Source organism: Corynebacterium sp. MSK122 (assembly GCF_030229435.2).
GTDB classification, from domain to species: Bacteria; Actinomycetota; Actinomycetes; order Mycobacteriales; family Mycobacteriaceae; genus Corynebacterium; species Corynebacterium marquesiae.
In genome coordinates this window covers 51,870-70,239 of sequence record NZ_JASPHV020000006.1, presented here as the reverse complement: position 1 = coordinate 70,239, position 18,370 = coordinate 51,870, and the positions used below count along the sequence as shown (strand labels likewise).

17 protein-coding genes are annotated in these 18,370 nt (G+C 58.0%); 14 read left to right on the top strand and 3 right to left on the bottom strand.

From position 1 onward, the window contains the following. Positions 1-20 precede the first annotated feature (20 nt). The 4 genes from QP934_RS04060 to QP934_RS04045 all read left to right on the top strand — a co-directional run bounded on the left by QP934_RS04060 (position 21) and on the right by QP934_RS04045 (position 4,805). The gene (locus QP934_RS04060) at positions 21-1,043 is read left to right on the top strand and encodes a bifunctional riboflavin kinase/FAD synthetase (protein WP_419126866.1); all 1,023 of its coding nucleotides are present in this window, start codon (positions 21-23) and stop codon (positions 1,041-1,043) included. Further along, on the top strand, positions 1,044-1,976 hold the full coding sequence (locus tag QP934_RS04055) for a nucleoside hydrolase (RefSeq protein WP_340418801.1): 933 nt from the start codon (positions 1,044-1,046) through the stop codon (positions 1,974-1,976). A gap of 169 nt (positions 1,977-2,145) precedes the next feature. After that, on the top strand, positions 2,146-2,415 hold the full coding sequence (gene rpsO / locus QP934_RS04050) for a 30S ribosomal protein S15 (protein WP_005278802.1): 270 nt from the start codon (positions 2,146-2,148) through the stop codon (positions 2,413-2,415). A gap of 143 nt (positions 2,416-2,558) precedes the next feature. Then, complete coding sequence (locus QP934_RS04045; RefSeq protein ID WP_340418802.1) at positions 2,559-4,805, top strand: polyribonucleotide nucleotidyltransferase; 2,247 nt, start codon at positions 2,559-2,561, stop codon at positions 4,803-4,805. 96 nt (positions 4,806-4,901) lie between these two features. Here the strand turns inward: QP934_RS04045 and QP934_RS04040 are convergent, their stop codons facing one another. Next, entirely contained in the window at positions 4,902-5,600 is a 699-nt protein-coding gene (locus tag QP934_RS04040) for an AMIN-like domain-containing (lipo)protein (protein ID WP_340418803.1), read from the bottom strand. Between the two features lie 114 nt (positions 5,601-5,714). Further along, a complete protein-coding gene (locus QP934_RS04035; protein WP_340418804.1) occupies positions 5,715-6,104 on the bottom strand; it encodes a VOC family protein in 390 nt (129 codons plus the stop codon). 140 nt (positions 6,105-6,244) lie between these two features. Between QP934_RS04035 and dapB the strand changes: the two genes are divergently transcribed. The 7 genes from dapB (at position 6,245) to QP934_RS04000 (ending at position 16,381) form a co-directional block, all read left to right on the top strand. After that, positions 6,245-6,991, top strand: a complete 747-nt coding sequence (dapB, locus tag QP934_RS04030) for a 4-hydroxy-tetrahydrodipicolinate reductase (RefSeq protein ID WP_049377438.1) — start codon at positions 6,245-6,247, stop codon at positions 6,989-6,991. Positions 6,992-6,994: 3 nt separating this feature from the next. After that, the gene (gene thyX / locus QP934_RS04025; protein WP_284791085.1) at positions 6,995-7,741 is read left to right on the top strand and encodes an FAD-dependent thymidylate synthase; all 747 of its coding nucleotides are present in this window, start codon (positions 6,995-6,997) and stop codon (positions 7,739-7,741) included. Positions 7,742-7,797: 56 nt separating this feature from the next. Then, the gene (dapA, locus tag QP934_RS04020) at positions 7,798-8,706 is read left to right on the top strand and encodes a 4-hydroxy-tetrahydrodipicolinate synthase (protein ID WP_225746820.1); all 909 of its coding nucleotides are present in this window, start codon (positions 7,798-7,800) and stop codon (positions 8,704-8,706) included. Between the two features lie 2 nt (positions 8,707-8,708). After that, positions 8,709-10,853 (top strand): ribonuclease J, encoded by a 2,145-nt coding sequence (locus QP934_RS04015; protein WP_419126865.1) that lies wholly within the window; start codon positions 8,709-8,711, stop codon positions 10,851-10,853. Between the two features lie 58 nt (positions 10,854-10,911). Further along, a complete protein-coding gene (locus QP934_RS04010; RefSeq protein WP_419126864.1) occupies positions 10,912-11,547 on the top strand; it encodes a TIGR03085 family metal-binding protein in 636 nt (211 codons plus the stop codon). A gap of 216 nt (positions 11,548-11,763) precedes the next feature. Beyond that, a complete protein-coding gene (locus tag QP934_RS04005; protein ID WP_419126883.1) occupies positions 11,764-15,090 on the top strand; it encodes a DNA translocase FtsK 4TM domain-containing protein in 3,327 nt (1,108 codons plus the stop codon). A 169-nt stretch (positions 15,091-15,259) separates the two neighbouring features. After that, a complete protein-coding gene (locus QP934_RS04000; RefSeq protein ID WP_337887395.1) occupies positions 15,260-16,381 on the top strand; it encodes a TerC family protein in 1,122 nt (373 codons plus the stop codon). Here QP934_RS04000 and QP934_RS03995 read toward each other — a convergent pair. Further along, positions 16,378-16,665 carry a YciI family protein gene (locus QP934_RS03995; RefSeq protein WP_337887396.1) on the bottom strand — a complete coding sequence of 96 codons (288 nt, stop codon included), beginning with the start codon at positions 16,663-16,665 and terminating at the stop codon, positions 16,378-16,380. The genes QP934_RS04000 and QP934_RS03995 overlap by 4 nt on opposite strands. Positions 16,666-16,724: 59 nt before the next feature. Between QP934_RS03995 and pgsA the strand changes: the two genes are divergently transcribed. From pgsA to QP934_RS03980, 3 genes are read left to right on the top strand one after another with little or no spacing between them, the layout of a single operon-like run. Further along, positions 16,725-17,309, top strand: a complete 585-nt coding sequence (pgsA, locus tag QP934_RS03990; RefSeq protein WP_198493212.1) for a CDP-diacylglycerol--glycerol-3-phosphate 3-phosphatidyltransferase — start codon at positions 16,725-16,727, stop codon at positions 17,307-17,309. 7 nt (positions 17,310-17,316) lie between these two features. After that, complete coding sequence (locus QP934_RS03985; RefSeq protein ID WP_340418808.1) at positions 17,317-17,814, top strand: nicotinamide-nucleotide amidohydrolase family protein; 498 nt, start codon at positions 17,317-17,319, stop codon at positions 17,812-17,814. A 26-nt stretch (positions 17,815-17,840) separates the two neighbouring features. Next, the gene (locus tag QP934_RS03980; RefSeq protein WP_049377430.1) at positions 17,841-18,203 is read left to right on the top strand and encodes a helix-turn-helix domain-containing protein; all 363 of its coding nucleotides are present in this window, start codon (positions 17,841-17,843) and stop codon (positions 18,201-18,203) included. Positions 18,204-18,370 lie beyond the last annotated feature (167 nt).

Here is an 18,370-nt window from a genome sequence, read left to right as displayed (position 1 = left end):
CTCTAAGTCTATGCTCTACGATGGTCTGCGTGGATATTTGGTACGGAATCGATGACATCCCCGCGGAAATGGGCCCAACGTCAGTAACCATCGGCGTCTTTGACGGCCTGCACCGGGGCCATCAGCAGCTCATCTCCGCCTGCGTGGAGCATGCACGCGCTCATGGTGAGCGCCCTGTCATGGTGACCTTTGACCCGCATCCGGTGTCGGTATTCCTCCCGGAGCGTGCGCCCTTGGCGGTGCTGAGCTTTGAACGCCGACTGGAATTGGCCGAAGAGATGGGCATTGCAGCCGTGCTCGTTATTGACTTCACCCGAGACCTTGCTGGGGTGGAGCCACGGCCCTACGTAGAGGATTTATTGGTAGGAAAGCTCGCAGCACAGCACATCGTGGTAGGCGAGAACTTCACCTTTGGTGCCGGCGCCACCGGAACCGCCCAGGCTATGCAGGACTTTGGTGCCGAGTTCGGCTTTAGTGTCGAAATCGTCCCACTGCTGGATGATGAGGGCGTGCGCATTTGCTCCACCCACATCCGTGAGTGCCTTGCGCAGGGGGACATCGAATCCGCAAACTGGGCTCTCGGTCGCCATTTCACCGTGACCGGCCCCGTAGTGCGCGGCGCAGGCCGTGGCGGCAAGGAGCTCGGATTCCCCACTGCCAATCAGTATTTCCCGGATACGGTGGCCATCCCGGCCGATGGTGTGTACGCGGGCTGGTTCATCGTGCACTCTGATTTCTCTATCGAAGGGGATATGCGCCCTGGCGTGGCCTATGCGGCCGCTATTTCCGTAGGCACTAACCCCACCTTCGGCGATGAGGAGCGCTCTATCGAGTCCTTTGTGCTCGACCGCGACGCTGACCTGTACGGCTACGAGGCCACGGTGCACTTTGTGGGCCACCTCCGCGATATGGTGAAGTTCAATTCCGTAGACGAGCTGCTAGAAGCGATGGCCAATGACGTAGCCGAGGCCCGCGAGGTGCTCGCTGCCGATGCTAAGGCACAGGGCTGGACCGCGAAAGACTACTTCCTGCGGGAGAAATAAATGAAGGCGATTCTCGATCTTGATACCGGCATTGATGATGCCCTAGCGCTGGCGTACGCCATCGCCCATCCGAACCTGGACCTAATCGGCGTGACCTGCACGTACGGCAACGTGACCGTGCCCTTAGCCGTGCGCAATACACTGGCCCTTCTAGAGCTATTGGGTCAAGACGATATCCCAGTCTTTGCCGGGCTTAGCCCGGATGGTTTTCGGCCAAGCGAGATTTCTTCTTTTATCCACGGTCACAACGGCGTGGGGGAGGTCCTTCTTCCGCCGGCAACTACCCAGGCGCAGCCACAACCTGCGGCCGATTTCCTTATCGAGGCTGTGCACGAGCACGGCGATGATGTAGTAATCATTCCGACCGGCCCGTCCACCACGATTGCTGCCGCCATGCAGCAGGATTCTTCCTTTGCCACGGCCGCACACCTGGTGATGATGGGTGGGGCTCTCACCGTTCCTGGCAACGTCACGCCGTGGTCTGAGGCCAATATCTCCCAGGATCCGGAAGCTACCGATTACCTCTTCCGCCACACTAGCGATACCACCATGGTTGGTTTGGATGTCACCTTGCGCACGCTTTTGACCACGGCGGAGTCGGCTCGTTGGCGCGCTACCGGTACCCGCGCCGGCCGCATCTTTGCGGATATGGTGGACTATTATATCCGCGCTTATGCCACCACATCGCCCCACTTGGGCGGGTGCGGCCTGCACGATCCATTGGCCGTTGCGGTGGCGGCAGATGCCTCGCTTGTCGACGTCCTTTCGATAAATCTCAAGACTGACACCTCCGGCCCTACCCGTGGACGGACAATCGCGGATGAAACGCGATTGGATGCGCCGCCCACCGCCCGTGTGGCTGTGGGTGTGGATAGTGAGCGCTTTGTGCGAGAGTTTGTCGAACGCCTTGAGGCGCTCTTCAGTGAGCTCTAAAAGCACAGCCTAGAAGCCATGTGGTTTTGATTTTTTCTGCCTGGGCGCTGTAAGGTGTTTGTTTGGCTTAGCGACTGCGGTTCACAGCAGTTGCGGCACGCACAAGTACTGCGCGCAGCGCAGGCTTAAGCGTCACGATAATGTGGACTGAAATAAAGGAGAAATACTCATGGCATTGACCACTGAGAAGAAGGCCGAAATCCTCAAGGAGTACGGCCTGCACGAAACCGATACCGGTTCCCCTGAGGCACAGGTTGCCCTGCTGACCTCCCGCATCAATACTTTGACCGAGCACCTGAAGTTCCACAAGCACGATCACCACTCCCGTCGTGGTCTGCTGCTGATGGTTGGTCGCCGTCGTGGCCTGCTGAAGTACCTGGCTGAGAACAACGTCGATCGCTACCGTGATCTGATCTCTCGCCTGGGTCTGCGCCGTTAAGTTCGGCCCAGCTTCGGCTACCTCGCCCCGCCCTTTGGCGGGGCTTTTGTGGTTTTTCTGTTAGAATTTGACAGCGTTGTCATAGACAAAATCGACCAGGCGGCATCGACGATCGCCCAAACCACTCAAGGAGACATTTTTTAATGAGCGTTCAGAACTCCGTCGAGTTCAATATTGACGAGGACTTTGGCATTACCGAGGCCATTGCCACGCTAGACAATGGTGACTTTGGCACCCGCACCCTGCGCTTTGAAACCGGCCAGCTGGCCCGGCAGGCAGACGGCTCCGTGACCACCTACTTGGACGATGACACCATGTTGTTGGCCACGACTACCGCGTCCAACCAGCCGCGTGAGGGATTTGACTTCTTCCCGCTGACTGTGGATGTAGAAGAGCGCATGTACGCGGCCGGCAAGATTCCAGGCTCCTTTTTCCGCCGTGAGGGACGTCCTTCTTCTGAAGCCATCCTGGCATGCCGCCTTATCGACCGCCCGCTGCGCCCAACCTTTGTCAAGGGCCTGCGCAACGAGGTCCAGGTCGTTGTCACCGTGATGTCCCAGGATCCGGAAGAGTACTACGACGTCGTTGCTATCAATGGCGCTTCCGCCGCCACCCAGCTGTCTGGCTTGCCCGTTTCCGGCGCTGTCGGCGGTGTCCGCATGGCACTGATCGCTGATGATAAGCACCCCGAGGGCCAGTGGGTGGCCTTCCCTAACCACGAGCAGCACGAGCGCGCTCTCTTTGAGATGGTCGTTGCCGGCCGCATTGTCAAAAAGGGCCGCAAGGACGACGTAGCCATCATGATGGTCGAGGCCGGTGCCGGCACCAACGTTGCTGAGCGCATTGCCGACGGCGCTCCTGCACCGCAGGAAGCAACTGTTGCTGAAGGCTTGGAAGCAGCAAAGCCATTCATTAAGACCTTGTGCGAAGCCCAGAACGGTCTCGCGGAGCGTGCCGCCAAGGAAACCCAGGAGTTCCCACTCTTCCCGGCATACGGCGACGATGTCTTCGCTGCAGTGGAAAAGGCTGCTAGCAAGAAGCTAGAGAAGCTGCTGACCATTCCGGGCAAGCAGGAACGTGACGACGCCACCAATGAATACATGGAGCAGGTCGAAGAAAAGCTCTTGGGCCAGTTCGAGGACTTGGAAGAGGCCGATGCGTCTAAGCAGATTCGCGGCGCTTATAACGCTTTGATGAAGCAGATCGTACGCCAGAAGATCCTCTCCGAGGGCTTCCGTATCGATGGCCGCGGCGTTACCGATATCCGTGACCTTTCCGTTGAGGTGGACCTGGTTCCGCGTGCTCACGGTTCCTCCCTGTTCGAGCGCGGTGAGACCCAGATTCTGGGTGTTACCACCCTGGACATGCTCAAGATGGAGCAGCAGATTGATTCCCTGACCCCGGTGGAATCCAAGCGCTACATGCACCACTACAACTTCCCGCCATTCTCTACTGGTGAGACTGGCCGCGTGGGCTCCCCGAAGCGCCGCGAGATCGGCCACGGTGCATTGGCCGAGCGCGCTCTGCTTCCGGTCATCCCATCCCGCGAGGACTTCCCGTACGCCATCCGCCAGGTCTCTGAGGCCTTGGGCTCTAATGGCTCGACTTCTATGGGCTCTGTGTGTGCCTCCACCTTGTCCCTCTACAATGCCGGTGTTCCGCTGAAGGCTCCGGTAGCTGGCATCGCTATGGGCCTGGTCTCTGGCGAGGTAAATGGCAAGGAAAAGTTCGTCGCCCTGACGGATATCCTCGGTGCCGAGGATGCCTTTGGCGATATGGACTTTAAGGTTGCCGGTACCTCTGAGTACATCACCGCCCTGCAACTGGACACCAAGTTGGATGGCATCCCGTCTAAGGTCCTGGCCCAGGCTCTGGAGCAGGCTCGCGATGCTCGTTCTACTATCCTGGAAACCATGGCTGAGGTCATTGATACCCCGGATGAGATGTCCGGCCTTGCTCCGAAGATTACCTCCGTCAAGATCCCGGTTAATAAGATCGGCGAGCTTATCGGACCAAAGGGCAAGACCATTAACCAGATCACCGAGGAAACCGGCGCCGATGTCTCCATTGAGGATGATGGAACCGTCTACGTTTCCGCTGCTACCGGTGAGGCTGCGGATGCTGCCATCGATAAGGTGAACTCCATTGCAAACCCACAGCTGCCGAAGGTTGGAGAGCGCTTCCTGGGCACCGTGGTAAAAACCGTGCCGTTCGGCGCATTCGTTTCCTTGACCCCGGGTCGCGATGGCTTGATCCACATTTCTAACCTGGGTGGCGACGAGCGCATCGAGAAGGTAGAAGACGTCATCAACGTTGGCGATAAGGTTCAGGTAGAAATCGCGGATATCGATAACCGCGGCAAGATTTCCCTGGTTCCGGTGGAGGACTAATTCCTAAACCCAAAGAAGGCTCTGCCTTCCAGCTCACTCGCTGGATGGTAGAGCCTTTCTTCGTAGATGTGCACCATTTAGAGGCGCCGCTAAACGTTAGTTCTGGAAGTCGATGACCACGCGCGAGGGGTCCTTCAGATACGTCACGGAGTAGGCAGTCTTCTTCTCTAGCCCAATAATAAGCTGTGTTTGTGCCTCAAAGGTGGTGGTGTAGTTGACTGCGCTGACCACCCCGGCACCAGGGGTAGTGCCTGGCTGCATGTACTTTTCTTTTAGCTCTGGGGTAGAAGGCCACGGCGTTCCCTCAATGCCTAGGTTGAGGAAGGTATTTCCTTGGACCTCAACCGGCTTTCCGGATGCCTGTTGGGCAGGGCTATCAGTATAGGAAGTAAACCACCCCGGTTCACCTTCGCCCTCCATGTCAATGACGACGCGGGTGAACCCATCGTGCGCCCCCACCCGCACACCCGTGGGGACGAAGTTTCCGAGACTCTTTGGCATATGCTGTTGGTCCTCGAGAGAGGCCGTGCCCATACCGGCGAACGCCATTGAGGCAGAGTCTTGGGGGAGTTTTTGCTTTTCTGCATCCGCCGTTGAGGTATTGCGCGGTGCAGAAGTGGTGGCAGGGGTAGGGGAGCTGTTCTGAACTTCAGCAGTGTCGGTAGTTGACTGAACCTCACTGAAAGCCGGCGTGCCTGCCTGCGTAGTGTCCTCATCGGAACAAGCGGCAAGTGCTAACGCGCATCCTGCACTGATGGCCACGGCGATAGTGCGAGAGAAAATTGAGGGAGACATATTCATCACTTCCTTGGTGCTTACCGTGTTGCTACACCCATTCTACTGGGGCAGATGGGACAACCATTAGGAAGTGATGCAATTGTTAATCCGTGTGATGAGGGGAGGGTGTGACTACTTCTTCAGTTTCACGAGCTGAATAAGGTTGCCCACGGTGTCATCAAAAACAGCGATGATGGACGGCCCGACATCGGTGGGCTCCATGGTGAACTTCACGCCCTTGTCACTGAGCTCCTTATATTCGGTTTCCACATCGGCGGACAGGAACTGCGTGACCGGAATACCGTCCGCCTTGAGCGCTGCGGCATAGTCTTTGGCGGCGGGATGGCCCTTCGGTTCCAGAAGCAGTTCGGTATTTCCCTCACCTTCAGCATTGGTAACAGTAAGCCACCGAAAATCGCCGTGAGTTACGTCATCCTTGACTCGGAAGCCAAGGGTGTTGACGTAAAAATCGTGAGCGCGGGCAACGTCGTCTACAGGGACGGAAGCGATATATATCTGCATGCTCGCCATCCTAGTGAGACTCAGGGCATCGTCGAAGAGCGCAAGTCCATTCCAAGGCAGGCGAGGAATTGTGCAACCCCCATGCGCGTTAGGATGGGGAGAAAAGTACTACCGATGTGGCTGAAGAAGGAGAACACACCATGGCTATCAAGGTTGGCGTACTGGGCGCGCATGGACGCGTAGGCCAGGCAATCGTTGAAGGTGTCAACGCGGAAGATGACCTCGATCTGGTAGCGGAAATTGACCGCGGTGATGACTTGCAGCAGCTTATCGACGCCCACGCTGAGGTTATTGTGGACTTTACCCAGCCAGATTCCGTAATGGGAAACCTTGAATTCTGTATCGCAAACGGAATTCACTGTGTGGTCGGAACCACCGGCTTTGATAAGGAGCGCTTGGCTCAGGTAGAGGAGTGGACCAAGCAAGACGGTGCTGGAAATGTCCTCATCGCGCCGAACTTTGCCATTTCCGCAGTGCTTACGATGGTGCTAGCTAAGCAGGCTGCTAAGTTCTTTGAGACTGCAGAGGTTATCGAATTCCACCACCCAACCAAGTTGGATGCACCGTCCGGTACTGCGATCCATACTGCCGAAGGAATTGCCGCCGCCCGCAAGGAGGCTGGTCTGGGTGACATGCCGGATGCTACGGAAAAGCAGCTCGATGGTGCCCGCGGCGCCACCGTCGACGGCATTCCGGTTCACGCGGTTCGCACCCGTGGCATGGTGGCACACGAAGAGGTTGTCTTTGGTGCTCAAGGTCAGTCGCTGACCATCCGTCAGGATTCTTATGACCGCGCGTCCTTTACACCGGGCGTACTGGTGGGCGTGCGCCAAATTGCGGACCACCCGGGCCTAGTCGTAGGCCTTGATAAGTACCTGGGGCTTTAAACCATGGCTAAAGCAAGTGAGCTAGACATTCAGCTCATTGCCGCAACGCAGTTCCACGCCCCCCAGGGCGTGGAGTGGCACGTGGATGACTCGGCCTCTGATGGCGAGGCGCTTGTCGAGTTTGCAGGACGGGCTTGCTACGAGTCCTTTGATAAGCCAAATCCTCGCACGGCAACTAATGAAGCCTACCTGCACCACATCATGGAGGTAGGCCATACTGCGTTGCTCGAGCATGCCACGGCCACCATGTACATCACAGGGCTGTCGCGGTCGGCGAGCCATGAGCTCGTGCGCCACCGGCACTTTTCCTTCTCGCAGCTCTCCCAGCGCTTTGTGCACCCGGAGGAGACGGAGGTGGTCCTGCCTAAATTGGTGGCTGAGGACGAGCAACTTAGCCGATTAGTAACGCAAGCGGTAGATGAGACTCGCTTTGTCTACGATGAACTGCTTAGCGCACTAGAAGAGAAGCTGGATGAACCTAACGCGCTCCTGCGCAAGAAGCAGGCCCGTCAGGCGGCGCGTGCCGTGCTGCCAAACGCGACAGAAACGCGCATTGTTGTTACTGGCAACTATCGCGCGTGGCGGCACTTTATTGGTGCGCGGGCGGCCGAACAGGCCGACGAGGAACTCCGCCACGTTGCGGTGGAGTGCCTGAAACTGCTGCAAAGCAAGGCGCCAGTGCTCTTTGACGATTTCAATATCACCACTCTGGCTGATGGAACCCAGATGGCAGCGAGCCCCTACGCCTAACACGCGCGGGACCCCGATGCGGCTAATTGCAAGCCAAAAGGGTAATCTTGACGGCTATGAGCACAGGTATGACAGCAAAGACTGGCGTCGACACCTTTGGACGCATCGGCGTCGCCATGGTCACCCCATTTGACCGCGACGGTGCGCTGGACGTTGCAGCAGGTCGTCGCCTAGCAGCTCATCTCGTTGACAATGGCGTTGATTCGCTCATCCTAGGTGGAACCACGGGTGAATCGCCGACCACTTCGGTCGAAGAGAAGCTGGAGCTGCTCAAAGCCGTAAAGGAAGAAGTAGGAGACCGCGCAAAGCTTTGCGCCGGTGCCGGAACGAATGACACCGCAACCTCTATTAAGTTGGCTCAGGCCACCGCGGAAGCGGGGGCAGATAGCCTGCTGGTGGTAACTCCGTACTACTCCAAACCTTCTCAGAAGGGCGTTTACGAGCACTTTGCCGCAGTCGCGCAAGCCACGGATCTGCCGATCTGTGTCTATGACATCCCTGGCCGCTCGGGCATCCCAGTGGCGCCGGATACCCTCCGCCGCCTTGCGGATTTGCCGACCATCCAAGCCGTAAAGGACGCTAAGGGCGACCTTCCTGCGGCCGCAGAACTCATCCAAGAAACCGGTTTGGCCTGGTATTCCGGTGATGATCCGATTAACCTGCCGTGGCTTTCCCTCGGCGCTTCTGGTTTCATCTCCGTCATCGGCCATGTTGCACCGCGTGCCTTGGTAGAACTTTATGAAGCTTTCGACGCGGGCGATATGGCCCGCGCCCGAGAAATCAATGTCACTACGCTCCTTCCGCTCACCCATGCACAAGCTCGGTTGGGCGGAGCGACGTTTGCAAAGGAAGCCCTGCGCCTGCAGGGCATCGAAGTTGGCGATACCCGTCTTCCCGTCACCGCTGCGAGTGAGGAGGAACGCGAGGTGCTTCGCCGTGATCTGGAACAATCTGGAGTCCTCTAAGAATGAATGAACCCCGTAACCGTTCCCGCAAGGTGACCCGCAAGGCGGGCCCACCGGCGGAAAACGAAACCGCCTCCAACGAGGCGGCTTCGCCAGTTTTCCAAGCCCCAGCAACTGACGCAGGCAATTCCGCGCAGGATAATTCCGCTAAGGGCGACAAAGATAATTCTGGCAAGAAGAATTCCTCTGACAACAACACTGATGGCGGCAGCAACAACCGTCGCTCCCGTTCCCGTGGCAGCCGCGGCCGTGGCCGTGGTGGCAACGGCAATGGCAATGGCAATAACCACGGTGGAAACAATAACCACGGCGGCAAGAACGGCAACGGCAACGGAAAGAACGGTAAGGGCCGCGGCCGCAATAACCGTGGCCGCCGCAACGTGCCCAAGTCTATGCAGGGCGCGGATCTGACCAAGCGCCTGCCAGAGCCACCGAAGCAGCCGAAGGATGCCCTGCGCATTTACGCTCTGGGCGGTATCTCGGAGATCGGCCGTAATATGACCGTCTTCGAGTACGGCGACGACCTCATCATCATTGACTGCGGTGTGCTCTTCCCATCCTCTGGTGAGCCAGGCGTGGACCTTATCCTGCCTGACTTCGGCCCCATTGAGAAGAAGATCCACAAGGTCAAGGCCCTCGTCGTTACCCACGCGCACGAGGATCACATTGGTGCAATCCCGTGGCTGCTCAAGCTGCGTCCGGATATCCCCATCGTTGCTTCCCGCTTCACCATCGCGCTCATTGCTGCAAAGTGTAAGGAGCACCGCCAGAAGCCGAAGTTCGTCGAGGTTAATGAAAAGTCTGACTTAACCTACGGTCCGTTCCGCGTGCGCTTCTGGGCAGTCAACCACTCCGTGCCGGATGCTTTGGGCATCATGCTGGGAACCCCAGCCGGCAACATCATCCACACCGGTGACATCAAGCTGGACCAGACCCCGCTGGATAACCGTCCAACGGATCTCCCAGCCCTGTCCCGTTATGGTGACGAGGGTGTTGACCTCATGCTGTGTGATTCCACCAACGCCACGGTCCCTGGTGTATCGGCGTCTGAGGGCGATATTCCCGCCAACTTCAAGCGGCTCGTCGCCGGCGCTAAGCAGCGCGTAATCTTGGCGTCCTTCGCCTCCAATGTTTACCGTGTCCAGGCCGCTATCGACGCCGCTGTCGCTAACGGGCGCAAGGTAGCTTTTAACGGCCGATCGATGATGCGCAACATGGAAATCGCGGAGAAGATGGGCTTTTTGAAGGTTCCACGCGGCACTATTATCCCCATCGATGAGGCAGCCAAGATGGCTCCGCATAAGACCATGCTGATTACCACCGGTACTCAGGGTGAGCCTATGGCAGCTCTGTCGCGTATGGCTCGCCGTGAGCACCGCCAGATTACCGTCCGCGATGGCGATACCATCATCTTCTCTTCCTCGCTCATCCCGGGCAACGAGGAGGCCGTCTATGGCGTCATCAACATGCTGTCCCAAATCGGTGCCAACGTCATTACTAACCAAGATGTAAAGGTGCATGCTTCCGGTCACGGTTACGCTGGCGAGCTACTCTTCCTGTACAACGCAGCGCGCCCGCGCAACGCGATGCCGGTGCACGGCGAGTGGCGCCACCTGCGCGCCAATAAGGAACTGGCTATCTCCACCGGTGTGGACCGCGACCGTACCGTGCTGGCACAAAACGGTGTCGTCGTGGACCTGCGCAAGGGCCGCGCCGAGGTCGTAGGTCAGATGCAGGTAGGCAACCTATACGTCGACGGCGTATCCATGGGCGATGTGGATGCCGATACCTTGGCTGATCGCACCAACCTGGGTGCCGGCGGCGTGGTTTCTATCACCTGCGTGATTGATAACCGCACCTCGCGCCTGCTGGAGCACCCAACTGTATCTACCACAGGCTTCTCCGATGATGACCGCGGCATTGTGCCGGAGGTTGCGGAGATGGTGGAAAACACCATGAACGATCTCGCCGCGGAGGGTGAGAACGATACCTACCGCATGGTGCAGAAGCTTCGCCGCAAGGTATCCAAGCTTATGGATTCTAAGTACAAGCGCGAGCCGGTTATTCTCCCGACCATCGTGCCGACTAATTCCGGTCCTTTGATTACCGATGAAGAAGACGTTGACGCTTCTCGTGAGTCCCTGTAAATAACACGGGGTCCTTGCGCTAAGTAAAAGCAAGCCCCAGCATGCCAGTTAGCTCGGTATGCTGGGGCTTATGTCGTTTTCTTCTGCTGAGCGCGCCAAGATGGTAGCGCTATTTCATAAGCTTGGTCCCGATGCCCCCACCTTATGTGAGGGCTGGACAACCCGCGACTTAGCGGTGCATCTGTGGGTGCGGGAAAATCGCCCCGATGCGGCCGCCGGTATCTTCGTTAAAGCACTGTCTGGCCGTCTGGAAAAGGAATCACGCAAGGTGGCCGAGCGCGACTTTGCTGAGTTGGTTGATGACTGGGGGAGGGGACCTGCTTCCTATAACCCCGTCCGGTTCGTGGATGCACAGCAAAACTTTGTGGAGCACTTTGTTCACCACGAAGATATTCGCCGGGCTAACGGCATGGCCCCACGCGACTTTTCGGCACGCATCAAGCAGCAGATGCATAGCTACCTAAAGCCCTTGGCTAAGCTGGCTCTGCGCAAATCTGAACGTCCGGTTATTCTGCAGCCGGAAGGTTTGCCGCGAATCGTGGCCGCCGATTCGCATGGCGTGGCGGATAAGGGTGATGCCGTCGTCCGCGTTTCAGGCGAGGTAGGCGAGCTCATCCTCTGGTCCTTCGGGCGTGATGCTGCTGAAGTTAAGGTCGAAGGGGATGCCGCAGGCATCGTAAAGTCAATTATCTAAACTTGATTTACGTGTTTATCCTTAACTGTGGGCTGTGACTGAGGCGTATGCCGATAGATTGAGGTCTAGGAGTTAAAGAAACGCGTGTGGCTAATGTTATTTATGGGGTGGCCCGGTTAAAGTAGAGGCATGTCTGTCAAAAATGCCTCTTCGCGCGGAACGCGCCGAAAGTCGAATCGTTCACGGCCGTCGGGCCGCAGCAGGTCCGGTGCTGGCATGCCGGAAAACCTGGCTATGACGTCTTCGCATCGGCGCGCGGCGGCGACCTCGCAGGAGCGTACGGGCAGTGCGTTCCGGGCCGTCGGCAAGGGCTTGGGTGTTGCTTTTGGTGCCACGGCCCGCGGCATGGGAAATATGGCGCGGGGCGTAAGCCATGGCGTGGCCGGGCTCAAGCCCAGCGAAGACATATATGACACCGAGGAGTACGAGACGACGAGGGAGCCGGGAGAAATTTCTGCACGCGGGGAGAAAAAGAAGAAAAACAAGGTTACTCGGGCGCGCGATGTAGCTGCGGAAGAAGAGCTTTCTACCAGGGAAGTAAGCGAGGAAGAATCACGCGGTATTCAGGTGAAAAATCCTGATGCGGTGGCACTCGTTTTGATCGGCATTGCCATCGTGCTTGCGGCTACCGTCTGGTTTGGCGTTGCCGGCCAGGTAGGCGCTTGGGTGGGCAATATCGTTCGCTATGTCATTGGTGCAGGCGCCTGGGTGCTGCCGGTTGCACTAGTGGTCTTGGCCATTGCCTTGATGATGGACATCTCTGGTCCAGCGGGACACTTTAAGCCGCGCATTGTGGGCGGTATTAGCATTATCGTCCTTGCCATGCTCAGCTTGATCCATATCTTTGCTGGTACCCCTGAGCTCGGCTTTATCCCGGACAGCGCCGGTGGTGCCGGCGGTGTTATCGGCTACGCCATCGGCGGCCTTCTGGAGACGGCCTTCACCTCTTTCGTCGCTGTGCCGTTGCTTTTTCTCGTCATTATCTACGGCGCCCTATTGGTCACCGGCATTACTATCCGCGAGGCCTATGAGTTGGTGGCTGATGCCATTGCTGTGGCCTTCTCCCGCTTTGGCGGCGCGGACGAAGATTATTACGACGAAGAGGGCGATGACCTCTACGGCCACGTGACTGGCGATATTGATGACATCGCGGAAGGACGCGAGCGCAGCGAGCGCCCAGCACGACCTGTGGCCAAGCGTCGTTCCTCTGAGCGTGGTGGAAGCCTGCGCGCTTTCCGACGCCCCACTGAAGACCCCGCCCCGCGTGGTTCTTCTTATCCGGTGGATTCCCCTGCTGCAGCAGAGGAGGAACATGCCACCCGCGCCTTTAGTGCACCAACCCGAGGCGGGTTCCAGTCCGTGTCTAACGCGGCTGAGAAGCCGGTCTCTCGTGACATCGGCGATACCGATGAGATCCCGGTGGTAGACGACGCCGCTGCGTCGTCGCCGCAACAACCGGCTTCCGGGGACCCGGAACCGACCCGAGTGTTGGGCACTATTCGTCAACGTCCCACTTCTCCTTCCACTCGCTCGGCTACGTCAGCGGGTGCTGATGCTGGCACCGCCGCCGGTACCGCCATTGGCTCGGCCGCTGGTGCGGCTGCGGGCGCCGCGGGTGCTGCGGGAGCTGCCAGTGGCGCAGCAAAGACTGCTGCTACGGGTGCTGCCGGTGCCGCTGGCGCTGCAGCAGGCGGTGCAGCTGCAGGCGCTGCTGGATCTGTGGTGGAAGGAGGCGCTGATGCAGTATCGTCCGCGCACGAGAAGGCCCGCCAACTCTTCCGCGAGCGCTCCGGACGTGACGCTACGACCGGTGCACAGGTGGACTCCACCGAGCCTGCGGCCGAGGCCGCAGGGGAAACGGGTACTTCTGCAGCTCCTGCGCCGTCCGCGCAGTTTGGCAATGAGAATTACGCGGTTCCCACCACGGACCTGCTGACCCCGGGTACTCCAGCAAAGGAGCGCACGGAGATTAATGACCGCATCATTGAGGCCATCACCGATGTCTTCGAAGAGTTTAAGGTCGATGCCCAAGTAACCGGCTTTAGCCGTGGCCCAACAGTTACCCGTTATGAAATCGAGCTGGGACCGGGCGTCAAGGTATCGAAGATTACGAACCTGCAGTCCAATCTGGCCTACGCCGTGGCCACGGATAATCTACGTTTGCTTACGCCCATCCCCGGCAAGTCGGCCGTCGGCATTGAGGTCCCGAACCCGGACCGCGAGATGGTGCACCTGCGCGAGGTGCTTGATGCGCCGAGCATGACCAGCTCACCGGATCCCATGCTCATCGGTTTGGGCAAGGACATCGAAGGCGAATACACCTCGTTCTCGGTACAAAAGATGCCGCACTTGCTGGTCGCCGGTGCTACCGGTTCCGGTAAGTCCGCTTTCGTCAACTCCATGTTGGTCTCGCTGCTAACCCGAGCTACCCCTGAGCAGGTTCGCCTCATCCTGGTGGACCCGAAGATGGTGGAACTTACCCCGTACGAGGGCATTCCGCACTTGATCACGCCCATCATTACCCAGCCGAAGAAGGCCGCAGCAGCCCTGCAGTGGCTGGTGGAGGAGATGGAGCAGCGCTACATGGATATGAAGGCTGCTCGCGTGCGCAAGATTGAGGACTATAACCGCAAGGTGGTCTCCGGCGAATACCAGGCACCGGCAGGCTCCGAGCGCGAGGTACGCCCGTACCCGTACATCGTCTGTGTCGTTGACGAGTTGGCGGACCTGATGATGACTGCGCCAAAGGAGATTGAGGACTCCATCGTCCGCATCACCCAGAAGGCGCGTGCCGCCGGAATTCACTTGGTGCTGGCAACCCAGCGCCCGTCCGTTGACGTGGTGACCGGTCTGATTAAGACCAATGTGCCTTCACGCTTGGCCTTCGCGACGTCCTCACTGACGGACTCTCGCGTTATCTTGGACCAGGGTGGCGCGGAAAAGCTCATTGGTATGGGCGATGGCCTCTTCATTCCGCAGGGCAAGCGTCCTGTGCGTATGCAGGGCGCATTCGTCTCGGATGATGAAGTCATGGCGGTTGTCGATGCCGCCAAGTCGCAGGCCGCGCCGAACTACACCGAGGGCGTGACTGAAGAGAAGCAATCCGAGGCCAAGCAGGAAATCGATGAGGAGATTGGCAAGGACATGGACGATCTCCTCGAAGCCGTGGAGCTGGTGGTCACCGCCCAGTTGGGCTCGACCTCGATGCTGCAGCGCAAGCTCCGTATCGGCTTTGCCAAGGCCGGTCGCCTCATGGACCTCATGGAATCCCGAGGCGTCGTCGGTCCATCAGAAGGCTCCAAGGCCCGTGAGGTACTGGTAAAGCCAGAAGAGCTGGATACCATCATCTGGATGATCAAGGGCGCTGATCCTGCCGAGGCGCCGAAGGAAATTCAGGAGGAGATGCAACAGCAGGAGCAGGATGATGCCGCCGCTACTTCCGATGCCGACTCTTCTCCACGCCCCGATTCTTCCCCGCAGGGCGATGCCGAGGACACCCGTACCGTCCAGGCAACGTATAACCCTTCGACAGGCGCCTTCTAAGATCGTGTAGAGTTGGACGGGTCCTGGAGGGGAGTACCCCATCCTTCGGCATTGATCGTCAGCACGGAAGCTTTTCGCTCCCGGTCGTGCCGGCCCGGCTGCAGCTATCTAGCCGGGCGGGGGAGACCTCCGGTCACTTTGTTGTATCTTCGACCGGAGGGATGTACCAATGCATGTGCCATTGTGGATCTGGGCGATTTCCATCGTCGTCATTCTTGGATTCTTTGTTTTTGATTTCTACTCCCACGTACGCACCCCGCACGAGCCGACGCTGAAGGAATCCGGGTTCTGGACCCTATTCTATGTCGGCCTCGCTTTACTTTTTGGTGCCGGCGTGTGGGCCATATGGGACCACGAGCACGGCATCCAATACCTCACGGGTTACGTGACAGAGAAAGCGCTATCCGTAGATAACCTCTTTGTTTTCGCGCTTATCATGGGTGCCTTCAAGATCCCGCGTAAGTACCAGCAAAAAGTATTGCTCATCGGTATCGTTATTGCCTTGGCATGCCGCCTGGTGTTTATCCTTTTGGGTGCTGCGGTCATCGCGGCATGGTCCGATATCTTCTACCTGTTCGCGATATTTCTCATCTACACAGCGATCAAGCTCATCGTCGATGAGATTCGGGATGCCCCCGAAACCGATCCCAATGACATGGCCATCATCAAGCTGATCCGCAAGGTAGTCCACGTCACCCCGCGCTACCACGGCGATAAGCTCACGCACCGCGTGGAAGATTCCTCGGGCAAGCGGAAATTTGCGTTCACCCCGCTATTTATTGCGTTGGTGTCCATTGGCCTTATCGACGTGATGTTTGCCTTCGACTCCATCCCAGCCATTTACGGCATTACCTCAGAAGCGTTCTTGGTCTTTACCACGAATGCTTTCTCCCTCATGGGATTGCGCCAGATGTACTTCCTGCTGGATGGCCTACTGGATCGTTTGGTGTACCTGCCCTATGGTTTGGGCATCATCTTGGGCTTCATCGGTGTAAAGCTCATGTTCCATGCGCTGCATGAGAATAACTTGCCGTTTGTAAACGGCGGCGAGAACGTGGAGTCGATCCCAGAATTTTCCACCATCACCTCACTTATCGTGATTGTGGGTGTCTTGGTTATTACGGTTATCGCCTCGATTATTAAGAACAAACGCGATGAGAACCAAGGCGGAGTGCCGGTATCGCACAATCACTTCGACTGGGACGAGGAAGGCAATAAGATCGTCCGGAACAAGAGGGGCGAATTCTTGGGCAAGGCCAAAGACCTGCCCAAGGAAGAGCTACCACACTAGAAGCGGGCGTTTACGGGATTCCACTCGCGGAAGCTGCGGCCGGTGATGCAGCCCGCCTGGTAGAAGGGGTCGTTGTCCATGAGGGCGATGGCGTCGGCGACCACGGCGCCGTCGGCAAGCCCCACGATGATGAGTGCGCCGCCCTTGGAATCCGTCAAGGGGCCTGTGGCAATGATGGTGCCCTCCTCAAAAAGTTGCGCGGTAAACTCGCGGTGCGCGGGGCGAGCCTTAGCAATCTCAGGATTATTGGGGTTGTAGTCGTAGCTAACAGCAAAATACTTCATGCTTCGCATTTTAAAATGCAGGGGCATCCAAGCGCAGGTGCTTGGTGCTAACAGGTAGTATGTATAACGTGAATCAACCCGGAACACAGTCAGCGCAATCCTCGGATGTGAATCCACAGGTATCCAATTGGAACCTGCCAAATCTTCTCACCAGCCTGCGCATTCTTTTCATTCCGGTTTTCGCATGGCTAGTTATTGCCGGCCATGAATGGTGGGCTTTTGGCCTATTCGCCGCCTTAATGCTCACAGATAAGCTCGACGGGGACATCGCACGTGCCCGTGGCCTTATCACCAATTTTGGCAAGATTGCTGATCCCATCGCAGATAAAGCGCTTATGACTACCGCACTGGTATGCCTCAACATCATTGGGGTACTACCAGTGTGGATTACTGTGGTCATTCTCATCCGTGAGTTTGGTATCACCATCTGGCGTATGGTGTTGTTGCGCCGCGGCAAGGTGGTACCTGCTTCGAAGGGCGGCAAACTGAAGACTGTATTGCAATCCTTGGCAGTCGGGCTGTATCTGTGGCCGTTGCCAGAGTGGATGAACGTTCCTACCTTCCTAGTGATGCTCTTGGCCGCAGTGGTGACCGTAGTTACCGGCGTGCAGTACCTCATCGACGGCAAGAAGCAGAATAGCTAGGTAGTTCATGAGCACCATGGCGGCCCGCCTCGTATCCGAGCTCACCGAGCGCGGCGAGACTTTGTCCTTTTGCGAGTCACTTACTGCTGGGTTGGCCAGCGCCACGGTGGCTTCTGTCCCTGGAGCCTCGGCTGTATTGCGCGGAGGGCTTATAACATATGCCACCGAGGTGAAATCCCACTTTTTGCACCAACCGGTAGCCGATATCGAAGCAGCCGGAGTGGTTTCTGGGGAGACCGCCCTTGCAATGGCCCGCGCGGCAGTGGCAGAAACCGCTGCGGACTGGGGGATAGGCCTTACCGGAGTGGCAGGACCAGACCTACAAGAAGGCAAGCCGGCGGGCACCGTATATATCGGCATCTATTCTCCTGACAGAGTCGCTTTCTCCCAGCTGCTATCCGGATTGGGCAAGGAGCGCAACGAAATTAGAGAGGCCACGGTCGCAGCCGCCTTGCGTCTATTGCGCGCAACTGTGGAAGAAAATCCGGCACTGCGGGAACAATAGCGAGACAAGGAGCGTTGACCATAGTGATGAACACTTCTACTGCAGTCCTCGAACACTCGGTAAACAGCGCTACTGCACCAGCGGCGCCCGCCACTGCTCGTACCCCTGAGCCGCTTTTGCGTGAGGCTCTTGGGTTGACGCTGCGCGCCTTCCGCGCGGACAAAGGAGTGACCCTACGCGAATTGGCCGGAGTGGCCCGCGTATCGCCGGGTTACCTTTCAGAGCTCGAACGCGGTCGCAAGGAGGTCTCCTCTGAGCTCCTTGCGTCTGTGTGCCACGCGCTGGATTGCTCGGTCTCTGACGTATTGATTGAAGCAGCCGGTTACATGGCCCTGCCCTCCATGGATGAGGAGCTAGCCCATACGGCACCTGCCGCATCAGAGCTTTAGCCCACAGCGGTATACGTCAACAGCCGGCCTATTCTCTCGCGAGGAGGGTCGGTTGTGGTGGTTAAAGGGGGCGTCGGCAAGCGCCCGCGACCGCGGGGAGTGCAAGCGGTGGAAACAGCGCTTCGCTAGTATAAACAGCAGAACATTAAGCACATTTTTAACCTAGA

Excerpts from the sequence above, each read along its gene's own strand:
- QP934_RS04060 (WP_419126866.1), top strand. The coding sequence starts at position 21 with ATGGTCTGCGTGGATATTTGGTACGGAATCGATGACATCCCCGCGGAA.
- QP934_RS04055 (WP_340418801.1), top strand. The coding sequence starts at position 1,044 with ATGAAGGCGATTCTCGATCTTGATACCGGCATTGATGATGCCCTAGCG.
- rpsO (WP_005278802.1), top strand. The coding sequence starts at position 2,146 with ATGGCATTGACCACTGAGAAGAAGGCCGAAATCCTCAAGGAGTACGGC.
- QP934_RS04045 (WP_340418802.1), top strand. The coding sequence starts at position 2,559 with ATGAGCGTTCAGAACTCCGTCGAGTTCAATATTGACGAGGACTTTGGC.
- QP934_RS04040 (WP_340418803.1), bottom strand. The coding sequence starts at position 5,600 with ATGTCTCCCTCAATTTTCTCTCGCACTATCGCCGTGGCCATCAGTGCA.
- QP934_RS04035 (WP_340418804.1), bottom strand. The coding sequence starts at position 6,104 with ATGCAGATATATATCGCTTCCGTCCCTGTAGACGACGTTGCCCGCGCT.
- dapB (WP_049377438.1), top strand. The coding sequence starts at position 6,245 with ATGGCTATCAAGGTTGGCGTACTGGGCGCGCATGGACGCGTAGGCCAG.
- thyX (WP_284791085.1), top strand. The coding sequence starts at position 6,995 with ATGGCTAAAGCAAGTGAGCTAGACATTCAGCTCATTGCCGCAACGCAG.
- dapA (WP_225746820.1), top strand. The coding sequence starts at position 7,798 with ATGAGCACAGGTATGACAGCAAAGACTGGCGTCGACACCTTTGGACGC.
- QP934_RS04015 (WP_419126865.1), top strand. The coding sequence starts at position 8,709 with ATGAATGAACCCCGTAACCGTTCCCGCAAGGTGACCCGCAAGGCGGGC.
- QP934_RS04010 (WP_419126864.1), top strand. The coding sequence starts at position 10,912 with ATGCTGGGGCTTATGTCGTTTTCTTCTGCTGAGCGCGCCAAGATGGTA.
- QP934_RS04005 (WP_419126883.1), top strand. The coding sequence starts at position 11,764 with ATGCCGGAAAACCTGGCTATGACGTCTTCGCATCGGCGCGCGGCGGCG.
- QP934_RS04000 (WP_337887395.1), top strand. The coding sequence starts at position 15,260 with ATGCATGTGCCATTGTGGATCTGGGCGATTTCCATCGTCGTCATTCTT.
- QP934_RS03995 (WP_337887396.1), bottom strand. The coding sequence starts at position 16,665 with ATGAAGTATTTTGCTGTTAGCTACGACTACAACCCCAATAATCCTGAG.
- pgsA (WP_198493212.1), top strand. The coding sequence starts at position 16,725 with ATGTATAACGTGAATCAACCCGGAACACAGTCAGCGCAATCCTCGGAT.
- QP934_RS03985 (WP_340418808.1), top strand. The coding sequence starts at position 17,317 with ATGAGCACCATGGCGGCCCGCCTCGTATCCGAGCTCACCGAGCGCGGC.
- QP934_RS03980 (WP_049377430.1), top strand. The coding sequence starts at position 17,841 with ATGAACACTTCTACTGCAGTCCTCGAACACTCGGTAAACAGCGCTACT.